Annotated in this window: 22 protein-coding genes; 10 read left to right on the plus strand and 12 right to left on the minus strand. The window is 50.6% G+C overall.

What is annotated here, in order from left to right:
• Window positions 1-39 precede the first annotated feature (39 nt).
• From EPG66_RS11745 to EPG66_RS11765, 5 genes are all read right to left on the minus strand, one after another.
• Window positions 40-1464 carry an alpha,alpha-trehalose-phosphate synthase (UDP-forming) gene (locus EPG66_RS11745; RefSeq protein WP_182686930.1) on the minus strand — a complete coding sequence of 475 codons (1425 nt, stop codon included), beginning with the start codon at window positions 1462-1464 and terminating at the stop codon, window positions 40-42.
• 458 nt (window positions 1465-1922) lie between these two features.
• Window positions 1923-2363, minus strand: coding sequence for a GNAT family N-acetyltransferase (locus EPG66_RS11750; RefSeq protein WP_039389813.1), 441 nt, complete (start codon window positions 2361-2363; stop codon window positions 1923-1925).
• A gap of 114 nt (window positions 2364-2477) precedes the next feature.
• Complete coding sequence (locus EPG66_RS11755) at window positions 2478-3155, minus strand: anti-sigma factor (RefSeq protein ID WP_182686932.1); 678 nt, start codon at window positions 3153-3155, stop codon at window positions 2478-2480.
• Entirely contained in the window at window positions 3152-3700 is a 549-nt protein-coding gene (locus EPG66_RS11760) for a sigma-70 family RNA polymerase sigma factor (RefSeq protein ID WP_182686934.1), read from the minus strand. Before EPG66_RS11760 ends, EPG66_RS11755 begins: the two co-directional genes overlap by 4 nt.
• 61 nt (window positions 3701-3761) lie before the next feature.
• A complete protein-coding gene (locus EPG66_RS11765) occupies window positions 3762-4322 on the minus strand; it encodes a fasciclin domain-containing protein (RefSeq protein ID WP_010247012.1) in 561 nt (186 codons plus the stop codon).
• Between the two features lie 386 nt (window positions 4323-4708).
• Here EPG66_RS11765 and EPG66_RS11770 point away from each other — a divergent pair, with 386 nt between their 5' ends.
• Both EPG66_RS11770 and EPG66_RS11775 read left to right on the plus strand, forming a co-directional pair.
• A complete protein-coding gene (locus EPG66_RS11770) occupies window positions 4709-5101 on the plus strand; it encodes a polymorphic toxin type 44 domain-containing protein (RefSeq protein WP_182686936.1) in 393 nt (130 codons plus the stop codon).
• A complete protein-coding gene (locus tag EPG66_RS11775) occupies window positions 5079-5516 on the plus strand; it encodes a hypothetical protein (protein WP_069026942.1) in 438 nt (145 codons plus the stop codon). Before EPG66_RS11770 ends, EPG66_RS11775 begins: the two co-directional genes overlap by 23 nt.
• A 265-nt stretch (window positions 5517-5781) precedes the next feature.
• On the opposite strand, the gene EPG66_RS11780 is transcribed toward EPG66_RS11775, so the two are convergent.
• Window positions 5782-7356, minus strand: coding sequence for a methyl-accepting chemotaxis protein (locus EPG66_RS11780; RefSeq protein ID WP_069026802.1), 1575 nt, complete (start codon window positions 7354-7356; stop codon window positions 5782-5784).
• Between the two features lie 440 nt (window positions 7357-7796).
• Here EPG66_RS11780 and EPG66_RS11785 point away from each other — a divergent pair, with 440 nt between their 5' ends.
• Window positions 7797-8309, plus strand: coding sequence for a GrpB family protein (locus EPG66_RS11785; protein WP_182687148.1), 513 nt, complete (start codon window positions 7797-7799; stop codon window positions 8307-8309).
• A 27-nt stretch (window positions 8310-8336) separates the two neighbouring features.
• Here the strand turns inward: EPG66_RS11785 and EPG66_RS11790 are convergent, their stop codons facing one another.
• A complete protein-coding gene (locus tag EPG66_RS11790; RefSeq protein ID WP_425000552.1) occupies window positions 8337-8858 on the minus strand; it encodes a GNAT family N-acetyltransferase in 522 nt (173 codons plus the stop codon).
• 97 nt (window positions 8859-8955) lie between these two features.
• Window positions 8956-9642, minus strand: a complete 687-nt coding sequence (locus EPG66_RS11795; RefSeq protein WP_182686940.1) for an SOS response-associated peptidase family protein — start codon at window positions 9640-9642, stop codon at window positions 8956-8958.
• A gap of 31 nt (window positions 9643-9673) precedes the next feature.
• On the opposite strand from EPG66_RS11795, the gene EPG66_RS11800 reads away from it, so the two are divergent.
• Window positions 9674-10210, plus strand: a complete 537-nt coding sequence (locus EPG66_RS11800; RefSeq protein WP_163844814.1) for a hypothetical protein — start codon at window positions 9674-9676, stop codon at window positions 10208-10210.
• A gap of 148 nt (window positions 10211-10358) precedes the next feature.
• Window positions 10359-10607 carry a hypothetical protein gene (locus tag EPG66_RS11805; protein ID WP_069026810.1) on the plus strand — a complete coding sequence of 83 codons (249 nt, stop codon included), beginning with the start codon at window positions 10359-10361 and terminating at the stop codon, window positions 10605-10607.
• A gap of 129 nt (window positions 10608-10736) precedes the next feature.
• On the opposite strand, the gene EPG66_RS11810 is transcribed toward EPG66_RS11805, so the two are convergent.
• A complete protein-coding gene (locus tag EPG66_RS11810; RefSeq protein WP_246379292.1) occupies window positions 10737-11153 on the minus strand; it encodes a cell envelope integrity TolA C-terminal domain-containing protein in 417 nt (138 codons plus the stop codon).
• Window positions 11154-11493: 340 nt separating this feature from the next.
• Here EPG66_RS11810 and EPG66_RS11815 point away from each other — a divergent pair, with 340 nt between their 5' ends.
• Entirely contained in the window at window positions 11494-11739 is a 246-nt protein-coding gene (locus EPG66_RS11815) for a ParD-like family protein (protein ID WP_010247005.1), read from the plus strand.
• The gene (gene map, locus EPG66_RS11820; protein ID WP_010247003.1) at window positions 11736-12521 is read left to right on the plus strand and encodes a type I methionyl aminopeptidase; all 786 of its coding nucleotides are present in this window, start codon (window positions 11736-11738) and stop codon (window positions 12519-12521) included. The genes EPG66_RS11815 and map overlap by 4 nt, the downstream gene beginning before the upstream one ends.
• Window positions 12522-12556: 35 nt before the next feature.
• Here map and EPG66_RS11825 read toward each other — a convergent pair whose 3' ends face one another.
• Together EPG66_RS11825 and EPG66_RS11830 are read right to left on the minus strand one after the other, a co-directional pair.
• The gene (locus tag EPG66_RS11825; RefSeq protein ID WP_069026812.1) at window positions 12557-13651 is read right to left on the minus strand and encodes a sensor domain-containing diguanylate cyclase; all 1095 of its coding nucleotides are present in this window, start codon (window positions 13649-13651) and stop codon (window positions 12557-12559) included.
• Window positions 13652-13853: 202 nt separating this feature from the next.
• Window positions 13854-14162 carry a hypothetical protein gene (locus EPG66_RS11830; RefSeq protein ID WP_031591637.1) on the minus strand — a complete coding sequence of 103 codons (309 nt, stop codon included), beginning with the start codon at window positions 14160-14162 and terminating at the stop codon, window positions 13854-13856.
• A gap of 230 nt (window positions 14163-14392) precedes the next feature.
• Between EPG66_RS11830 and EPG66_RS11835 the strand changes: the two genes are divergently transcribed.
• From EPG66_RS11835 to EPG66_RS11845, 3 genes are all read left to right on the plus strand, one after another.
• The gene (locus tag EPG66_RS11835) at window positions 14393-14617 is read left to right on the plus strand and encodes a hypothetical protein (protein WP_010670434.1); all 225 of its coding nucleotides are present in this window, start codon (window positions 14393-14395) and stop codon (window positions 14615-14617) included.
• A 2-nt stretch (window positions 14618-14619) separates the two neighbouring features.
• Window positions 14620-14862 carry a hypothetical protein gene (locus EPG66_RS11840; RefSeq protein WP_069026814.1) on the plus strand — a complete coding sequence of 81 codons (243 nt, stop codon included), beginning with the start codon at window positions 14620-14622 and terminating at the stop codon, window positions 14860-14862.
• Between the two features lie 93 nt (window positions 14863-14955).
• Window positions 14956-15642: a RipA family octameric membrane protein gene (locus EPG66_RS11845; protein ID WP_033760640.1), complete on the plus strand. Its 687-nt coding sequence runs from the start codon at window positions 14956-14958 to the stop codon at window positions 15640-15642.
• 221 nt (window positions 15643-15863) lie between these two features.
• Here the strand turns inward: EPG66_RS11845 and EPG66_RS11850 are convergent, their stop codons facing one another.
• On the minus strand, window positions 15864-16913 hold the full coding sequence (locus EPG66_RS11850) for an NAD(P)-dependent alcohol dehydrogenase (RefSeq protein WP_031591632.1): 1050 nt from the start codon (window positions 16911-16913) through the stop codon (window positions 15864-15866).
• Window positions 16914-16918: the final 5 nt, after the last annotated feature.

Below are 16918 nucleotides of genomic sequence, written 5' to 3' on the forward strand. Positions count from 1 at the left end.
CACCATCCCTTTTAAAATCGCCGTTTTAACCTATAAACCTCAATACCGCGCCCGGCTACTGCTCAGGTGCGGAAAAAATGCAGGCGACGGCAAGGCTTCCGGGGCGGCTGGCTCAGCGTTCAGCATGCGCAAAAACGACTCAGCCCAGTGATGGCTGTTGTGCATATGCAGTCCCTTCATCAGACGGGCATGCAGAGACCGCCGTTCGTGTAACGGCATCTGCAATGCGCGATGTACCGCACTGGCCATTGCATCAGGGTCATAAGGATTGACGATAATGGCACCCTCCATCTGCTCGGCTGCACCGGCAAACTGCGAGAGGATAAGCACCCCGGGATTTTTCGGGTCCTGTAAGGCGATATACATTTTGGCCATCAGACTCATGCCCGCCATTAACGGCGTCACCAGCGCGACGCGCGAGGCACGATAGATACCGGCCTGCTCTTCCCGGCTGTAGGCGTGCGTCAGATAGTTCACCGGATACCAGTTCATTGTGCCATGCACGCCATTAAGCTCCCCGCACAATGCCTCCAGAGCGTGACCGAGTTCTGACGCATCATGTGCGTGTCCGGCTGCCGGAGGCGCCAGCTGCAACAGCGTGATATTTTTCTGATAGCAATCATGTCTTCGCAGCAACACTTCCATAGTGCTGATCCGGTAAGGCAGACCTGAACTCTCATCAAGATGGCCGCCGCTGAGCACGGTATTTTCGGGCAGGCTTTCGCGGCACTGCATTTCCATGTAAGCACAGCTGTTGCTCTCACGCAGAGACTGGACATCGTCAAGGTCAATTCCGACCGGAAACACACCCACCCTGATAATCCGGCCATGAACACGAAAGCTTTGCGCCTCCAGCCGTTCTATACGGAATTCGCTCTCCAGCCAGACCAGGAAGTTATTCATATCCTGCACGGTCTGAAAGCCAATCAGGTCACAACATAACAGAGAGTCAGTGAACCAGCGCCATTCGGGTATGGTTTCAAACATTCTGCCAGCCGGGAAAGGCTGATGCAGAAAAATACCCACTGAGTTAGTCAGCCCCTTTTCACGAAGATAAGTGGCACAGCCAAGCAGGTGATAATCCTGAATCCAGATAACATCGTCGGGTGTGGCATTTTCGCAGATGGCGCGTGCATAGGCTTTATTGATGTTTTTATATTCCTGATAGCCGCTTGTAGAAAAACGGGCTATGTCCGGACGCTGATGAAAAACAGGCCAGAGCCCTTTATGAATATAATTATGGTACCCCTCATTAAGCTCGCCCGGCGTATACGGGAAGGTCACGGTTTCATACTGGCTCATCTGCTGCACGGCGTAGGGTCTTGGCGCATCGTGAGGCATCACCCTGCTTTCACCATCCCAGCTAATCCAGACGCCTCCCTGACGGGAAAGGATGCCGTCATAAATTGCATTAAGCGTCGATCGTTGACATTGATTATGAGAAACAAGGATAAGGCCTGACATGGTGTGTTCCTTAAGAACCCGCTGCGGAGAGGCAACAGTGCCTGGCAGCCAGCGGCTGTTAATCGGAGGTCGGATAATAAACTGGAGAAAACCACTCATGAATGTGCATCCCGTCCACTTAATACCTGCAGACGCTTTTTGCGTAAATCGGGTTGTGACTGCCATCGTGTAACGTTGTCATGTAAACGCCCGGTGTCTTTAATTAAACCGAACGGCCTGTAAAAAAGGCGTAAAAAGAGGCTGATGAAGTGTAAAAACGCTGCAAATCACGCGTCCGATATAGCATTAGCGGGCAGCAATGGCGCTGAAAGTCAGTGAGTTGAATACTGGGAATATACGCGGGTATAAATAAAGAAGGCGGGTTGGCCCGGTTTCACTCACCCTCAAAGCGGGTTTGATAAATGCGTGGCCGGGCCGTTTTATTGCAGAAACAGAGAACTTAAAATCTCTTTTTTAATTCAGAGTTGAGCGATCATTGTCTGGAATGATACCCCGTTAAAAAATTTCACCTCCCCGACTTTTTTAAATTCCCTTTTCTCATAAAAAGGGATGGCAAAGAGTGAAGACCGTACGCTGATTTCTGAACGCAGTTCGGGAATAGCCCGCTGCCAGAGTGCCCTCGCTACCCCTTTTCGCTGAAATTTCGGATGTACAAAAAGGTATTTAACTAAATTGCCTTCGAAAAGGGTGAGTACGCCTGTCACCTCACCTCTTTCCACGGCAATCAGCCAGAGATAGTCATCTGAAACAATCAACGGCTGAAGCACATCGGGTTTTGTGCTCTCGATGAACCATTGCGGACAGGGCTCTGTCTCTGAAAAATTACATTGCATAGACACAAGCTGTATCAGCTCACTGATGCCTGCCGCATCAGACTCCAACGCCGCTCTGATTTCCATTCTTTTGTCATTCCCCCTGATTTGGTTAAGGCAAGAGGATGAGGTTTGCCATTCGAAAAGCCATCCACTCCCCTTTGCCGCTTAATCCCGGCCCGTGAACCCGCGCCCTGAAGATTAAAGCAACGTGACTTTGCCCTGGAAAATCACCGGACCGGACGGCCCGCTGAGCGTAGACCCTCCCACCGGCTCCAGACTCACCGCCAGTACCGTCTGATTATCTAACTCGCCAGGCGGTAACCGGAAAACGTTACTGTCGCGGTGATTGATCAACCCCAGAGATTGTGGCGGAGCACTGCCCCTGATCAGCCAGAGCTGCAGGTTTTTATTCTCTGGCAGCGTGATGTTCAGTGCCGAAACCTGAAGGAGTGAAGCTGACTTATCCAGATTCACCACAAACTGTGCATCGGGCTGTGCGCCGCTGAGTACCGCAATCGGCTGCAGAGACTGTGGGGCATCCGGCTTGCTTAAATGGGTGAAAATGAGGACGCCAGCCATTGCCGCAGCCAGACCCCAGCCGAGCCAGAAGCCAGGAGGCCTGCGGATTGATGTCGTGCCAGAGACGCCAGTATTCGGGCCAAGATCCTGCTCAATCTGCTGCCAGACCGCAGAAGACGGGATAACGGCGTGAGTGAGCAGATCAATGCCGCTGAACGCTTTCTGCCAGTTCAGCACCTCCGCGGCGAATACTGAATCGTCATTGAGGCGTTTATCCAGCCGATGACGGGTCACATCGTCGGTAAGACCAAGCACATATTCCGCGGCAGTAAGATCATGTTGTTCCTGACTGGTCATAAGCCTATGCACTCCCGAAGATGGATTAACGCGCGACGGATCCAGCTTTTCACCGTCCCTTCCGGCTGACTCATGGAGAGCGCAATCTCACTCTGTGAGAGGCCACGATAATAGGCGAGCGAAATGCTTTGTCGCTGTTCTGAGGGTAAGTGCGCCATACAGTGCTGAAGGCGACGCGCCTCCGCATGACTTGCATCGGCAGGAAGTGGTGTCTGGAAACCCGCTTCCGCTTCGCTGATATCATCCACGGAACAGCTTCTGTTTTCATGTTTGCGGAGGAAGTCAATCGCCCGATTTCTGGCGATGTGGCTGAGCCAGATATGCGGCTCACTGCGCTTATCGTCGTAATAATTTGCCGACTGCCAGATATGGATAAACGTATCGTGCAGGATCTCTTCTGCCCAGTCCCGGCGTCTCACCATCCGCAGGATGATCCCATAGAGTCGGGGCGACAGAACGCGATAAAGCTGCTCAAGAGCAGCTTTATCACCGACGGCTATCTGATTCATTAAATCGGCCTGAATATGGGGCACATTTTTTATCATCGGCTTCCCTGTTAAAGGTGTAGCCACCCGATCAGTGGCTACACACAGTATAGGTAACGCTTTACGGCATGAGCACGGTATCAATAACGTCAATCACACCGTTACTCTGATTCACATCATACGTAGTGATACTGGCAACATTGCCCTGAGCATCTTTAAGCTGAATGTTGTGCGGGCCATTTGCCATCACCCACAGTGATTCGCCATTGACCGTTTTCAGCTCGGCTTTGCCTCCTCCCGCTTTGATTTTTTTCTCCAGCGCTTTCATGTCCAGTTTTCCTGCGACCACGTGATAGGTCAGGACACTGGTGAGTTTTTGTTTATTTTCTGGCTTAAGCAGGGAGTCGACCGTGCCCTTAGGCAGTTTTTCAAAGGCGGCATTGGTGGGCGCAAAAACGGTAAACGGCCCCTTCCCTTCAAGTGTCGGGACCAGGCCGGCGGCTTTAACGGCAGCCACCAGCGTAGTGTGGTCTTTCGAGTTAACAGCATTCTCAACAATATTTTTCGATGGGTACATGGCGGCACCGCCGACCATCACCGTGTCGCTGTCCATGCTCGCCGCGTAAGTGGCGCCACTGAAGACTAATGCAGAAAAAATCAGAGTTGGCAGGAATGGTTTCATTTTCACTTCCCTCATTGAGTTAACGGACAGGGCGAGAGCGCCCTTATCTGTTAATACGAATGAGCAGCGAAAACGGATGCAAAAAATTTCATTTTTTTTAGCTGGGGGGCTCAGCTTCATGAGAGCGCTGGCTGAAGGGTACAGACCAGCCCTGTTTTTGTCGCGCATGCCTGCACTTATCGGACTAACGATAAAGCCAGTCTCAGACAGGCCGATGCAGGAAAAAACATTCCTGCCGCCATTTAACTCCCTCTTACATAAATTTCTACAGGTAATGTCATCCAGAGTTCGTCCGGAATTATTGCCTGTCAGGCAGAGATGCCATGTCTGACGATATCTGATAAGGTTAGTTTGCCTTATCAATTTTGTCAGGAAGACACAATATTATGGCTGTAATTCCGCTCATGCCCCCTGGAGGCTTCTCATTATTAACAAAAAACCTTCAGGAAGCTCGTTACCGCGGCATGCCGCGCAATATGGCTTCACCGCCTGTTTACTTCTGGTTCTATCAGCAGGTTCGCAATAAAGGACCGTGGGACTATAAACAGCAGGGGGCAAGCTACCAAAATTTTGGTAATTTTAACTATGGTGCCACGGGCGTTGTTGCCGGAATACCTGAAGAAATATTGTTACGGGGTGCTGGCTGGGCACAAAGCCGGGTGGGAACAGTTGAGCCTCGATGGGGGCATTGGTACCAGGATATCCCGTATGGAGATGACCCGCGCGACCAGTATTGGATTCAGCAGGGGATTGATTATGCAAATAGACACCGCTATTAAGTGGGGGCATCGGACATTAACGCTTGTCCTGATAATTATTGTTATCACCGTTGGGATGCTGTGGTATTTCGAAAATGCGCCACGTGATGACCGTTTAATCCGTCAGAAACAACTCTCCGGGGATGTCTGGCTATACATAACTCAATATCAGGATGCAGGTGCCACTGACTCCGACATTTATCGCTACTACCTGAATAAGCAACTCGATAATCCCATGAAGGTAATTACTAAAACGGCTCCTTTCCTTCAGGCTGATACTGCCGATGCGGACATAACGGCGGTTAATGACCGTATACTTGTTAAAATGACGGGTAAGGTTTACTCCTTCACAAACTCTGCATTTTTCTACGATGGTAAAACGCCAGTGATGCCACGTGTTGATTTAAATTCAACCGCGCCCGACCCATGGAAGTAGAGGTTAATCTTGTGATTTATCATGATTTCCCTCATAAAAAACCTGTTTTTCAAAAGGCTAAAACTTACGGGCGAGGTCAATGTGTTTACATTGAATATTTCAGTCTCTGAGCGTCCCGGAATGTCCGCCAAAAGAAAAGCCCTCCAATGGAGGGCTTGTACTAATCTGAAAGAAATCGCTCCCGGTCATCCATTTCGTCAATATCAAACGGATAAATCAGCTGCGCTTCTCCTGTATCTTTCAGCGTATCCCATTAACCAGGTGCTTAAATGCGAAAAGCATTCACTGCTTCACGTAAAGCGTGTGCCTGAGCTGAAAGCGACTGCGATGCGGAAGAGGATTCCTCAACCAGCGCGGCGTTATTCTGCGTCACACCATCCATCTCGTTTACCGCAATGCTGACCTGTGAAATGCCCTGCATCTGTTCAGCTGAGGCGAGTGAGATGTTATCCATCGCGACGGCCAGTTTTCCGACCATAGCATTGATATCAAGAATGCTCTTGCCGGTCCCGGTTGCCACGACAACACCACTTTCAACCTGTGCCACAGCCTCTTCAATCAGATGTTTAATATCTCTGGCTGCCGTTGCACTGCGCTGCGCCAGCGTCCTGACTTCACCCGCGACGACGGCGAAACCCCGGCCCTGTTCGCCCGCTCGCGCGGCTTCGACTGCCGCATTAAGCGCCAGAATATTGGTCTGAAATGCAATCCCTTCGATAACGGAGGTAATATCCCGGACTTTCACCGCGCTTTTTGAAATATCATTCATCGTCTCTGACATGCGCTGCATATCGTGTTCACCCGAACGCGCCAGCGCAGCGGTTTCGCGCGCCGAATCCGCAGTCTGCTGCGCGCCCGCTGCATTGCTTTTCACTGTAACCGTGAGCTGTTCAATACTGGCGGCGGTTTCCTGCAAAGCGGCGGCCTGCTGCTCTGTACGGGAAGAGAGTTCAGTATTGCCCTGGGAAATTTCATCAGCTGCCATGGCGACCGAAGCGGAAGAATCTTTAATCTGCGAGACCAGGTCGCGCAGATTGCTCTGCATGCTATCCAGAGAAGCCATCATGCTGACGGTATCCCCCTGACGAAGGGTGACTTTTGTCGTCAAATCGCCCGCCGCAATCGCAGCGGCCAGGCCCTGCGCATGAGAAGGTTCGCCACCCAGCTGAATTTTGATCCAGCGGGTAATCAGCCCACTCATCACAAATCCCATTACAACAAACAGGGTAGTCAGGCCAGCCAGGGTCATATAGACACCGGAGAGCGCCTGCGTGGACGTTTCCGCCGTTTTACTCGTTACCCTCGCCTGATAATCAACCATCCCATCTACTGCATTGCGGTAGTGCGAAAGCGCAGGGATCAGTTCACCACGGAGTTTTTCCGGGAACGGAGTAGCGCTCTGCATAAACAGGTTTTGCTCTGCCTGATGAAGCGGACCCGCTGCCACTTCGATTTTATTTAATTGCGTGGAAGCCTCTTCTACTTCAGCAAGATTGATCCCCGGAATGCTTTTGGCACCGTTGATCAGTTCCCGGAAATGCGCAGTGGTGTTGTCACTGTTGGTCTGCAATGCAAAGAACTGCGCTTTTAATTTTTCCTCGGCCTGAGGCTGAGTGCCTGATGCCACGGACAGTAAAAGCGCCGTTTGCTGGGTTAAGTTGTCTTTCAGCGTCTGCAGGGCCTGAAGATCGCCCAGCCGCGCGCGCGTCAATTCCTGCTGATCGCTGGCCGTATTGAGTTTAAATCCGGCAAATCCTGTCACAAAAACGCCCGTTAAGATGACAGTAAGGAATGCCGCAGTGAGCATGACGCTTAATTTTATTTTTTTGTTGCGATACATAGAGACCCCGATGTTTGAATTAATAGGTTATCACCGACGTTCCGCTTCTATGGCTCGCTGGTACTGGATCTGTTATCGGCAGCGGGGAATAAAATTACAGTAATGAAAGGGGTAAGACGGGGTAATTCTGGCGTGGAGTAAAAGGGTAAGCCACTGGTGGATGCCATCAGTACAGTGAGTGTTATTCTCCTGACCTGCCGCCTGAATAGGGATAAACTCATTCCAGCTTCGCTTGTGGAACCAGGGGTTTAACAGACTCTTCAGCGTCATTTGAGATGACTGACAAGTGAGGTTCCATGAGCGGTAAAGATTATCCCGAAGCGTTCAGTACTGAAGGGGTTGAACAAAGAGAGAGACATACAAAAAAGCCGCAGTGTACTTCCGGTAATCGTATTGAAGTCTGTTATATCAAAACACACGTTTCAAAGGAGGCAATATTAATGCGAACAATAGCCGTAGTGCCCTACGATGAAAAATGGCCTGAGGCGTTCAATGCTGAGAGTCTACTGTTACAGACATTGCTGGGAGAAGTAGCAAAGGCAATTCATCATATTGGCAGTACGTCAGTTTATGGCCTCTCAGCAAAACCCGTGATCGATATACTGCTGGAGGTTGCTGATATCAATGAACTGGCCAGGTGTAACGCTGCGATGATTAGCGCCGGATACGTTGCTTGTGGTGAGAATGGAATCTCAGGCCGCAGATATTTTATTAAGGGTGGGGAACGGCGTAGCCATCAGGTGCATGCGTTTGCAGCTGGAGACGAACAGATAATAAGGCACCTTGCTTTCCGTGATTACCTCAGAGAAAACAGAGATATCGCAGCAACCTATGCTGAGATAAAGCGTGAAGCAGCATCACTCTGTAACAACGATGCTCAACGCTACAGCGCGCTCAAAGCGAATTTTATAGAGCATCATCTACAGCTCGCACTGATTGACCAGAAACGATAGGTACTGAGCAGGACGGAGATGCCCTCCTCACCCCCGTTTTTGATTCCATTCATCCTGACTCAGGCTAAAGAGCATGCTTTCAGGCGCATTTTCCACATCATAAATATCCCGGGTATGCCGGAGGCCGGCATTAATCAGAACCTTTTGTGAAGCCAGATGATTTGCTCTTACGACTGCAGAAATTTCAGACAGTTTTATCTCTTCGAACCCATAACTAACCGCATAGTTCGCAAATTCCGTCGCCAGACCTTTCCCCCAGGATTCCGGAGAAAAACGATATCCCAGATTATTGATCGTGATATCGGCAAAGCTTCTGATGCTCAATCCCCCAAAACCGATGATTCTTTCTGGATTATCCCGAAGCGAGATAGCCCAACTGCCGAAGCCATTTGATTCCCAGTGACTGATAGAGCGCGATAGCACTTCCCGTGAATGCTGGATATCCGGATGAGGGCCCGCGGGATTAAACGTATTCGTCGCAGGGTCGCCGTAGATCCTGTAAAGATCATCGGCATCTGATGGGGTGACTGGCCGAAGAAACAACCGCATAGTGTCTGGCTGCAAAATAAACGCTCTCAGATTAAGAAACGAGTGATCCTGTTTTTATATCGGGAAACGGTGCGGGAAACTATGTAAATCTCTCACTTCATCGGCCTGTTGAGTCAGGCTTGATCTCTTCAATAAGCGCTTCACCCTGATTGTGGATGTTCCCGACTTTGGCTGTAACAGGATGCCAGGTGAAGTCCTTCTCAGGCAGTGCGGCTTCATGTGCAATTTCCTGAGCACGTTCCGACGTGGTTTCGGCACTGAGCCATTCGCGTACAGCATCCGCACTTAAAACCAGCGGGCGTCGATCATGGATATCAACCATGCCTTTATTGCTCGCTGCCGTTACGATAACAAAACCCTCATGCCCATGATCCTTACCATAAGGAGCTTTGCCGATAGCGGCGAAGAACAGCGGCTCTTTCTCTTTGTGGTAGATAAAGTAAGGCTGTTTTTTATCGCCCTCTCGCTTCCATTCATACCAGCCGTTGGCAGGAACAATGGCACGGCCATGATCCCACAGCGGTTTGAACATGCGTCCCGTCGCAGCGGTTTCACCACGTGCATTGATGAGCGGTTGTTTGTCCCACCACTCCGGACCGTAACCCCAGTAAACCGGATCAAAGTGCAGTTCATTATCCCGCTCATTGAGCAAGAGTACTTTGGTGCGTGGAGCTACGTTAAAGCGGTCTATGGGCTCCGGGTCATAAGTGATTTCATCGGGCTTCAGCTCCAGGGATTCAAAGTAATCGTCTCTGCTGCTGTACTGCGCAAACCGTCCACACATGGGCACCTCCTCTCATAAGGATAGCGCAGCGTTGAACGAGTTAAATAAATCTAAAAAAATTGTTTATCTGGCTGAAGATATCGTGATTTTTGACGAGAACATAATTAATGAATATAAAAAAACTGGAGCCGTAATGAAGGGAACTATTTTAACTCTGGCTATGGCATCACTGATTGCGGCCTCGTTTACAGCTGATGCGCGCGGCCATCGTGGTGGGGGTGGGCATAGAAGCTACAGCCATAGTTTTAGTTCAGGTTATTCATCACAAACAACGACACCCAGAATCAAGAAGAGATATTCCAGCGCCAAGCGAACGGCCAGATATGCTACAGCGGGCGCAGCAGGTTACGGCGCATACCAGGCCCATAACTACACGTCATCCTACGTGCGTGAGAAGGGCCGTCAGGCCGCAAGAAAATCTTCAACGAACAACGATGACAGCCAGTATCAAAATCAGCCCCAGGCCCAGCCTGTTAGCCAGAATATGGCGCCGACATGTTCACCCTTATCTATGGCAAGCCAGCCGGGCTATACAAACCTGCCTGTATGCCTGGGCAGTGTTAATTGATTTCCAGGCCTTGTAGCTAAGAAACGACGATGAATTGATATTTTTCAGAAAGACACATTTTACAGAATGCCACTTACCGCACCCCGGAGAGGTCATATTTTAGTGACTTCGTAGCGACACGAACCTTTAATAATATGAGAAATGACTCATGAGCATAGTTTTTATACCTGCCCTCATCCCATTACTGATGAAAATTGAGAATGAAAAAGGAAGCCCGCTTACTGAGCAGGAAGTCAGCAGCATCCGTGATAATGCCACAACTATCGACGTGCCGCGTGATGTTGCTCTCGCCATGGCTGAATGCCGCGGTTACTTCGATATCAATCCTGAAAATTGCTGGGCTGAATGGAGCTTGTACCGGAGTAAGAGTTTGCTGTCTGTTGCTGACAACGGATAACTGCATCGCGGTGCACAGTTTTAGCAGCCGGTATCTGACGGCATAGCTTCAGAGCAGCATGGTGCCTTATGGGATTGTGAGTTTAGACTTTTAAGTGCAACGCTTAACACTTTCCTTAGCTGTGTAATCTTATTGCGGAGCAAAATGTATCGGAATTTCATCCTTCATAAAGGCGGGTCTCTTTGGAAAAGTGTGGGCATTTGCAGCTTGTTTAATTGCTTCAATTGCAGCAGCGCACAAAGCTGGATCTCCGCCCTGAACGTTGATGCTTATCGGAGGCTCGCCTTCCGGCTGCCTGATCCTTACATCACATGTTTTACCGCGATAATTATCTGCATCGAAAAACCGATATTGTATTGCTGTAACAGCCTGGCAGAGCCAAAGCTGAGTTTCACGCTCTTGAGTTTGCTGTGGTGTCTGAGATTCACACTGACTTTTAATCTCTTGCGCGTCGGGAGTCTTAATTCCCTTTTGCCGGATGTGATTTGTGCTCATATGGCATCCTGAAACGGCCAATGTGGCAGTTAAAGCAATTATTCTTTTCATAATTACATCCCTGATATTTTCCCGGATTTTATAGCATCAATGCTACAGACTTAATATCCATAGCCACCAGAAAAACCCAGTATTTCATCTGCTCAGTCATCAGCTACGTTTTCAGGAAAAAGACAGTGTTTCGGCGCTTTTTCGGCGGGGCTGCCCTACTGTTACCTGGCAATACACACTTTCCTGTTACCTATAAATTTTTCTGTTCCGATCGAAATGCGTGGCCGTTGGTCATCATTCTGTACCCTGCTTCAGACGCGCAACAATCTCCCCCCCTCTTTTCAAATCACGCCGTTGGCGTTAAGCTATACGAAACATATACGTTTCATATAAGGCTTGCATGGGCATCGTAAAAATCTCCGACCTGATGCATGAGAATCTGCGCATCGCCAGTCAGGCGATGAGCCGTTCAATTAATGCACAGGCAGAACACTGGCTAAAACTCGGTATGCTGGCTGAACTCTATCCGCAGCAGACCCAACATCAACTGGCGCAGATGCTAATCCGGCTTGAACTGGAAGGCAGCGCTGATATACGCAATATGCTCCCTAAAGAGAGCCTCACCACACAAGGAGACGTGTCATGAACAGCGTTAAAATTCATACCGCAGCGGAAATCGAAATGGCACGTGCAGCCGGACAGGCTGCGGCTCAGGTGCTGGCGATGATTACGCCTCACGTGCGCCCCGGCATCACTACGGAAGAACTGGATGATATCTGTCACGACTTCATTGTGAATGAGCTTAAAGTGACGCCAGCAAACATCGGTTATCACGGTTATACCCGCACCACCTGCACGTCAGTCAATCATGTGGTCTGCCACGGCATCCCGGCCAGCAAAAAACTCAAGGATGGCGATATCGTTAATATCGATGTAGCGATCATCAAAGATGGCTGGTATGGCGATACCAGCCGGATGTACTTTGTCGGCACACCGTCAGTCCGTGCCAAACGTCTGGTGGAGATAACCTATCAGTCGATGGTCGCCGGTATCAAAACCGTCCGTCCTGGCGCGACGCTGGGTGATGTGGGCGCGGCTATCCAGCGTGTTGCCGAATCGGCTGGCTTCTCGGTAGTTCGTGAATATTGCGGTCACGGCGTCGGTGAAATTTACCACACCGATCCACAGGTGCTGCACTACGGCACGCCGGGCGAAGGAATGCCACTGAAAGCAGGCATGATTTTCACTATCGAACCGATGATTAATGCCGGTAAAGCCGGAACCAGCGTGCTGTCAGATGGCTGGACAGTGGTCACCAAAGATCGCTCACTCTCGGCGCAATGGGAACACACCGTCGCTGTCACCGATGAGGGTTTTGATCTGCTCACGCCCTGGCCTGAAGGCACCGGCGACTACCCGGCGATTTAATCTCTCAGCCTGAGCCACGCTCTCAGGCTGCATTGTTAACTGCTACTGACTTCACTCAGCGTTTCCAGCGTGCCGGAATGCCAGACCTGCACATCGTTACGTCCGGCGCGCTTGACCTGATACAGCGCCTCGTCGGCGCATCTCAGCCATTCATGAATTGTCGCCGCATCGCATGCCGGTGCAATCCCGATACTCACCGAGCACTGAAAGGTGGATGAAGCCGGCAGCCGCAGCAGGGCAATCCCCTGTCTGATCTGCGTTGCCAGCAACATGATGCTGGGTTCATCCGCATCCCGCACAATCACACACAGCTCATCGCCGCCAAAGCGGGCAGGTATATCTTTCAGGCCGACGCTGTCCCGCAGCAGTGCCGAGATCTCTGCCAGCAGAAAGTCGCCCGCTTCATGCCCGAAGGTGTCATTAACCTGTTTGAAGTGATCGACATCCAGCAGCATCAGCCAGGCTTTACCCTCACCTCGCTGTGTACGTAAAAACTCGCTTTCAAGCCGCCGCTCAAACAGACGGCGGTTAGGTATTTTCAGACCGGGATCCATCAGCGCAATGCGTTCCAGCTCCTGATTCTTCTTTCGCAGACTCAGGGTCAGATTGTGTGAAACCACGCTGAGCGCCAGCAGATAGCCGCTGGCGAGCGGCAGAGTCAGCCAGACGGTGCGGGTAGAGAAAGTCAGCTGCAAAGGCGCCTTTTCCGCTAACCAGACCATTAAAAAGGTTAAAAGAAAGGCCTGCAGAGCAGACTTCAGCTGAACCCAACCGCCCGCCGAGTAGCGATCAGAGATCAGTACCGCCATGATAATAATCGAGGGAAGCGGACTCAGCGCCATGGTTGCCACCCAGAAGCCGCCAAAAGCGGCATCCAGCGTCAGATTTTTACGTTCAAAACCCGTGGGATCGCGCGATCGCAATGCCAGTCTGAAGGCCGCATAGGGCCAGACAAACGCATTAGTAAATAGCAGTGCGCAGAGCTCCGGGCTTTTTCCCATCTCCATCAATACTGACAGAATGGGCAGAAAACAGAGAAAGGTGCCGAGCTGGCGCATCATGAACATGCGGCGCACAAATCGCGTCGAACGGCGCTTCAGTTGAATATCGTCAGGAGTGTAGTAGTTCATATGCAGACTGAAGCAGCAACGGGTTATGGCAGTTTATCGGTAATTACTAAATCAGGGTAAATTATTTACAGAATATTCTTATTGCAGGTAAAAAAAGATGGCTAAACAGCCTGTGCCATGTGTGCAGGGGCCGATGGCAGTCAGGGGACATTAGCAGTAATGTGAGAAGATACCGCGCGCCATGAATACGCGCGGAGGCTTTTTATCGGCGGCCTTTAACCACTGAGGCAGACCAGTTGAAATCGCTGACTTCGCTGGCGGTCATTGAAGAAGGTTTTTTCTTACGCAGTGGTTTTTTCTTCTCCTTTTCAGCCTGCGCTCTCTGCTTCTCCATTTTGCTGGTCATGATAATCTGACGAGCTTCACTATTGAATTCTTTCTCTTTTTTGCTATCAGGCTCTTTACCGGTTCGTTGACGGTACTTCTCGGCCAGGCCCTTGTAGGTTTGCTCGACGGCCAGTCGTTCATCAGCGTTGAACTGATCAATGGAAATCATCTTTTTATCGTTCATAGCGGCGTGTCCTGTGGCGAGTTATCCCGGCAAGTGTACCGCATTTGCGGTCCGTTAACGCAGGGAATGGCATTAATCCGGTGGGCTTCTGATTTCGTCAGCACACGCAACCCGGTAATTTCTCTGAAACATGCGCTTAGCCCTGTAATAAATAGGGTTATCTCTTAATATAAAACTAATGTTCATCAGGTTTACTGGCAGTGACCACGTACTGCCGAGGGGCTGAAGGAATGATAAAAGAGACCGATCGCCTGTCACAGGCATTATTACGGCGGCATGGGATTGGCGTTAAACAGAAACGTATACACTTCCGTGGCAGGGATTTACTGTTTCAGCTGCACAACGCCCGCTATGAGGTTTTCAACGGCGATCGCTGCATAGCGACCGTCGATACCAACAATATCAATGAAGCCATTAAGCAGTTTAAAGCGCTGGACCAGCCTGGGGAGAAATAGCCATGCCAGACTATCGTCTGTTTCAGAAAGAGCAAACAGTCAGAGCCGTTAACACTGAGCGGCAGGATCAGCAGGACGCGTTAATGGCTGATGGCTATAATATGGTGTGGGACGTGGTGCATGCAGATAACGCCGATGCCGCCCTGCTGCGCTATCAGCAACTGCGTCACGAAGAGGATAATGCTGCGCAGAGTTTCGCAAACGATTCAGTTTTAAGTAGTCTGATAAACCTGATATCCCGCTGAGTCAGTGCGGGGCTGAAGGTATAAAGCCAAAGTTACTGTTAATTCATGCTGTGCTGATTAGAATAAAGAAAATTTCCCGAATACAGGTTTCTGATGAAAATCACCATTCACAAAGAAGATGAGCTGTTTATGCACAACTTCTTTGCTGCGCCATGCCACACCGTTGAAACAGACTCACCACAGGCACAACAGATTCAGCAATCGCTACAGCTGGCCATCCAGCAAAAAGGTGCAGAGGCTGATGGCGACTGGAAACGTAGCCTGACTTTTTTGATTCTGTTTCTCTTTTTATATGCTGCGCTGGGTGCCTCGCTGACGCTTGATCTCAGCACCACGGGCACGCCTCATAAGAGTATTGAATATGCGCTGGAAGCGATTCCGGTGCTGATCGCCTTCTCCGGCTTCTTCATCTCTATTCTCTATCTGTTCCTGACTCGCGCCAGCGCGCGTAAACAGCGTAACTGGGAAAGGACTATCCTGGTGCTGGAGAAATACTCCATCGGAAATCTGTTTAAAGCGACGCATACCCAGGGCGGTGGTACCAGCAACTACTCCGTACCCAATCTTTCCATTTCGCTCGCGCTGTTTATCTGCCTGACCTGGCTGGTGATTTATAACTATCTGACGTTTACCACCAGCGGGGTGTTTGGCAGTGTCATCTCTCTGTTTATCAGCACCATGGTTTATGTGATTCTGGATATTCAGCTGCTTAAGCCTTTTACCCATGCTGTTGAGAAAGAAGAAGCGGAAAAGAGCGACACGGATAAAGAGCAGGATTAACTGCACCCCGTAAACGTCAAAACAGATACCCGGTCAATGAGCCGGGTATTTTTTTGTTTAATCAGAACGATCTTGCTGCAAGACCTCTGCTGCACGGAATTTAATGAGGTGGGCCGATACTAAAACATATTAGTATGTTGTAACTATAGGCGGGCTTTATCCTTCGGGTTCAGCCCGGGTAAAGGTCAGACGGTCCGCTTTCACAGCGGACCGTGTATTCATCACCAGTGGGTTTTCTGCATATCAATGACAAAACGATATTTCACATCGCTGGTCAGCATACGTTCAAAGGCAGTTTCGACCTCTTCACCGGTGATCATTTCAACGTCAGCCGTGATGTTGTGCTGACCACAGAAGTCGAGCATCTGCTGCGTCTCCTGAATACTGCCAATCGAGGTGCCGCTGATGCTCAGGCGACGAAACACCATCGGTGTCACATTCGGTGACGGATGAGGTTGATCGGGAATGCCCACCAGCACCAGCTGACCATTGGTTTTCAGCGCACCGAGATAAGGATCGAGGTCGTGTGGTGCAGCGACACAGTCCAGAATGATATCCAGTGACGCCTGGCAGTCAGCCATTTGTGCGGCGTCTCGTGAGATCACCACGTTCTTAGCGCCGAGCCGGCGTGCATCTTCCCCTTTCGCCGGAGAAGTAGTAAACAGGGTAACTTCTGCGCCCAGTGCACTGGCCAGTTTAACCGCCATATGACCCAGTCCCCCGAGCCCGACCACACCCACACGATCGCCTGCTTTGACGTTAAAATGCTGCAACGGTGACCAGACGGTCACGCCAGCGCACAGCAGCGGTGCCACCGCATTCAGCGCCAGATTGTCGGGCACCGTGACCACAAAGTGCTGGTCGGCGATGACATGCTGGGCATAGCCACCAAATGTCGTATTGCCGGTGTATTTATCCGTGCCGTTGTAGGTCGGCGTGAAACCCGCCTCACAATATTGCTCTTCCTGCTGCTGACAGAAATGGCATTCACCGCACGAGTCGACCATCACGCCAACGCCAACCGTTTCCCCGGCGGCAAATTTAGTGACGTTGCCCCCCACAGCCACAACGCGTCCGACAATTTCGTGACCGGGAACCAGCGGATAGCGGCTGACGGCCCATTCATTACGGGCCATATGCAGATCGGAGTGACAGACACCGCAGTAAAGAATTTCGATTTTCACATCGTCAGCCTGCAGTTCGCGTAACTCTACCTGGCCTGCCCGCAGCGGCTGGTCTGCCTGGGACGCTATCAGCGCGTTAATTTTCATCTGTT

The sequence above is a fragment of the Pantoea pleuroti genome (assembly GCF_014156615.1).
Taxonomy (GTDB): domain Bacteria; phylum Pseudomonadota; class Gammaproteobacteria; order Enterobacterales; family Enterobacteriaceae; genus Pantoea; species Pantoea agglomerans.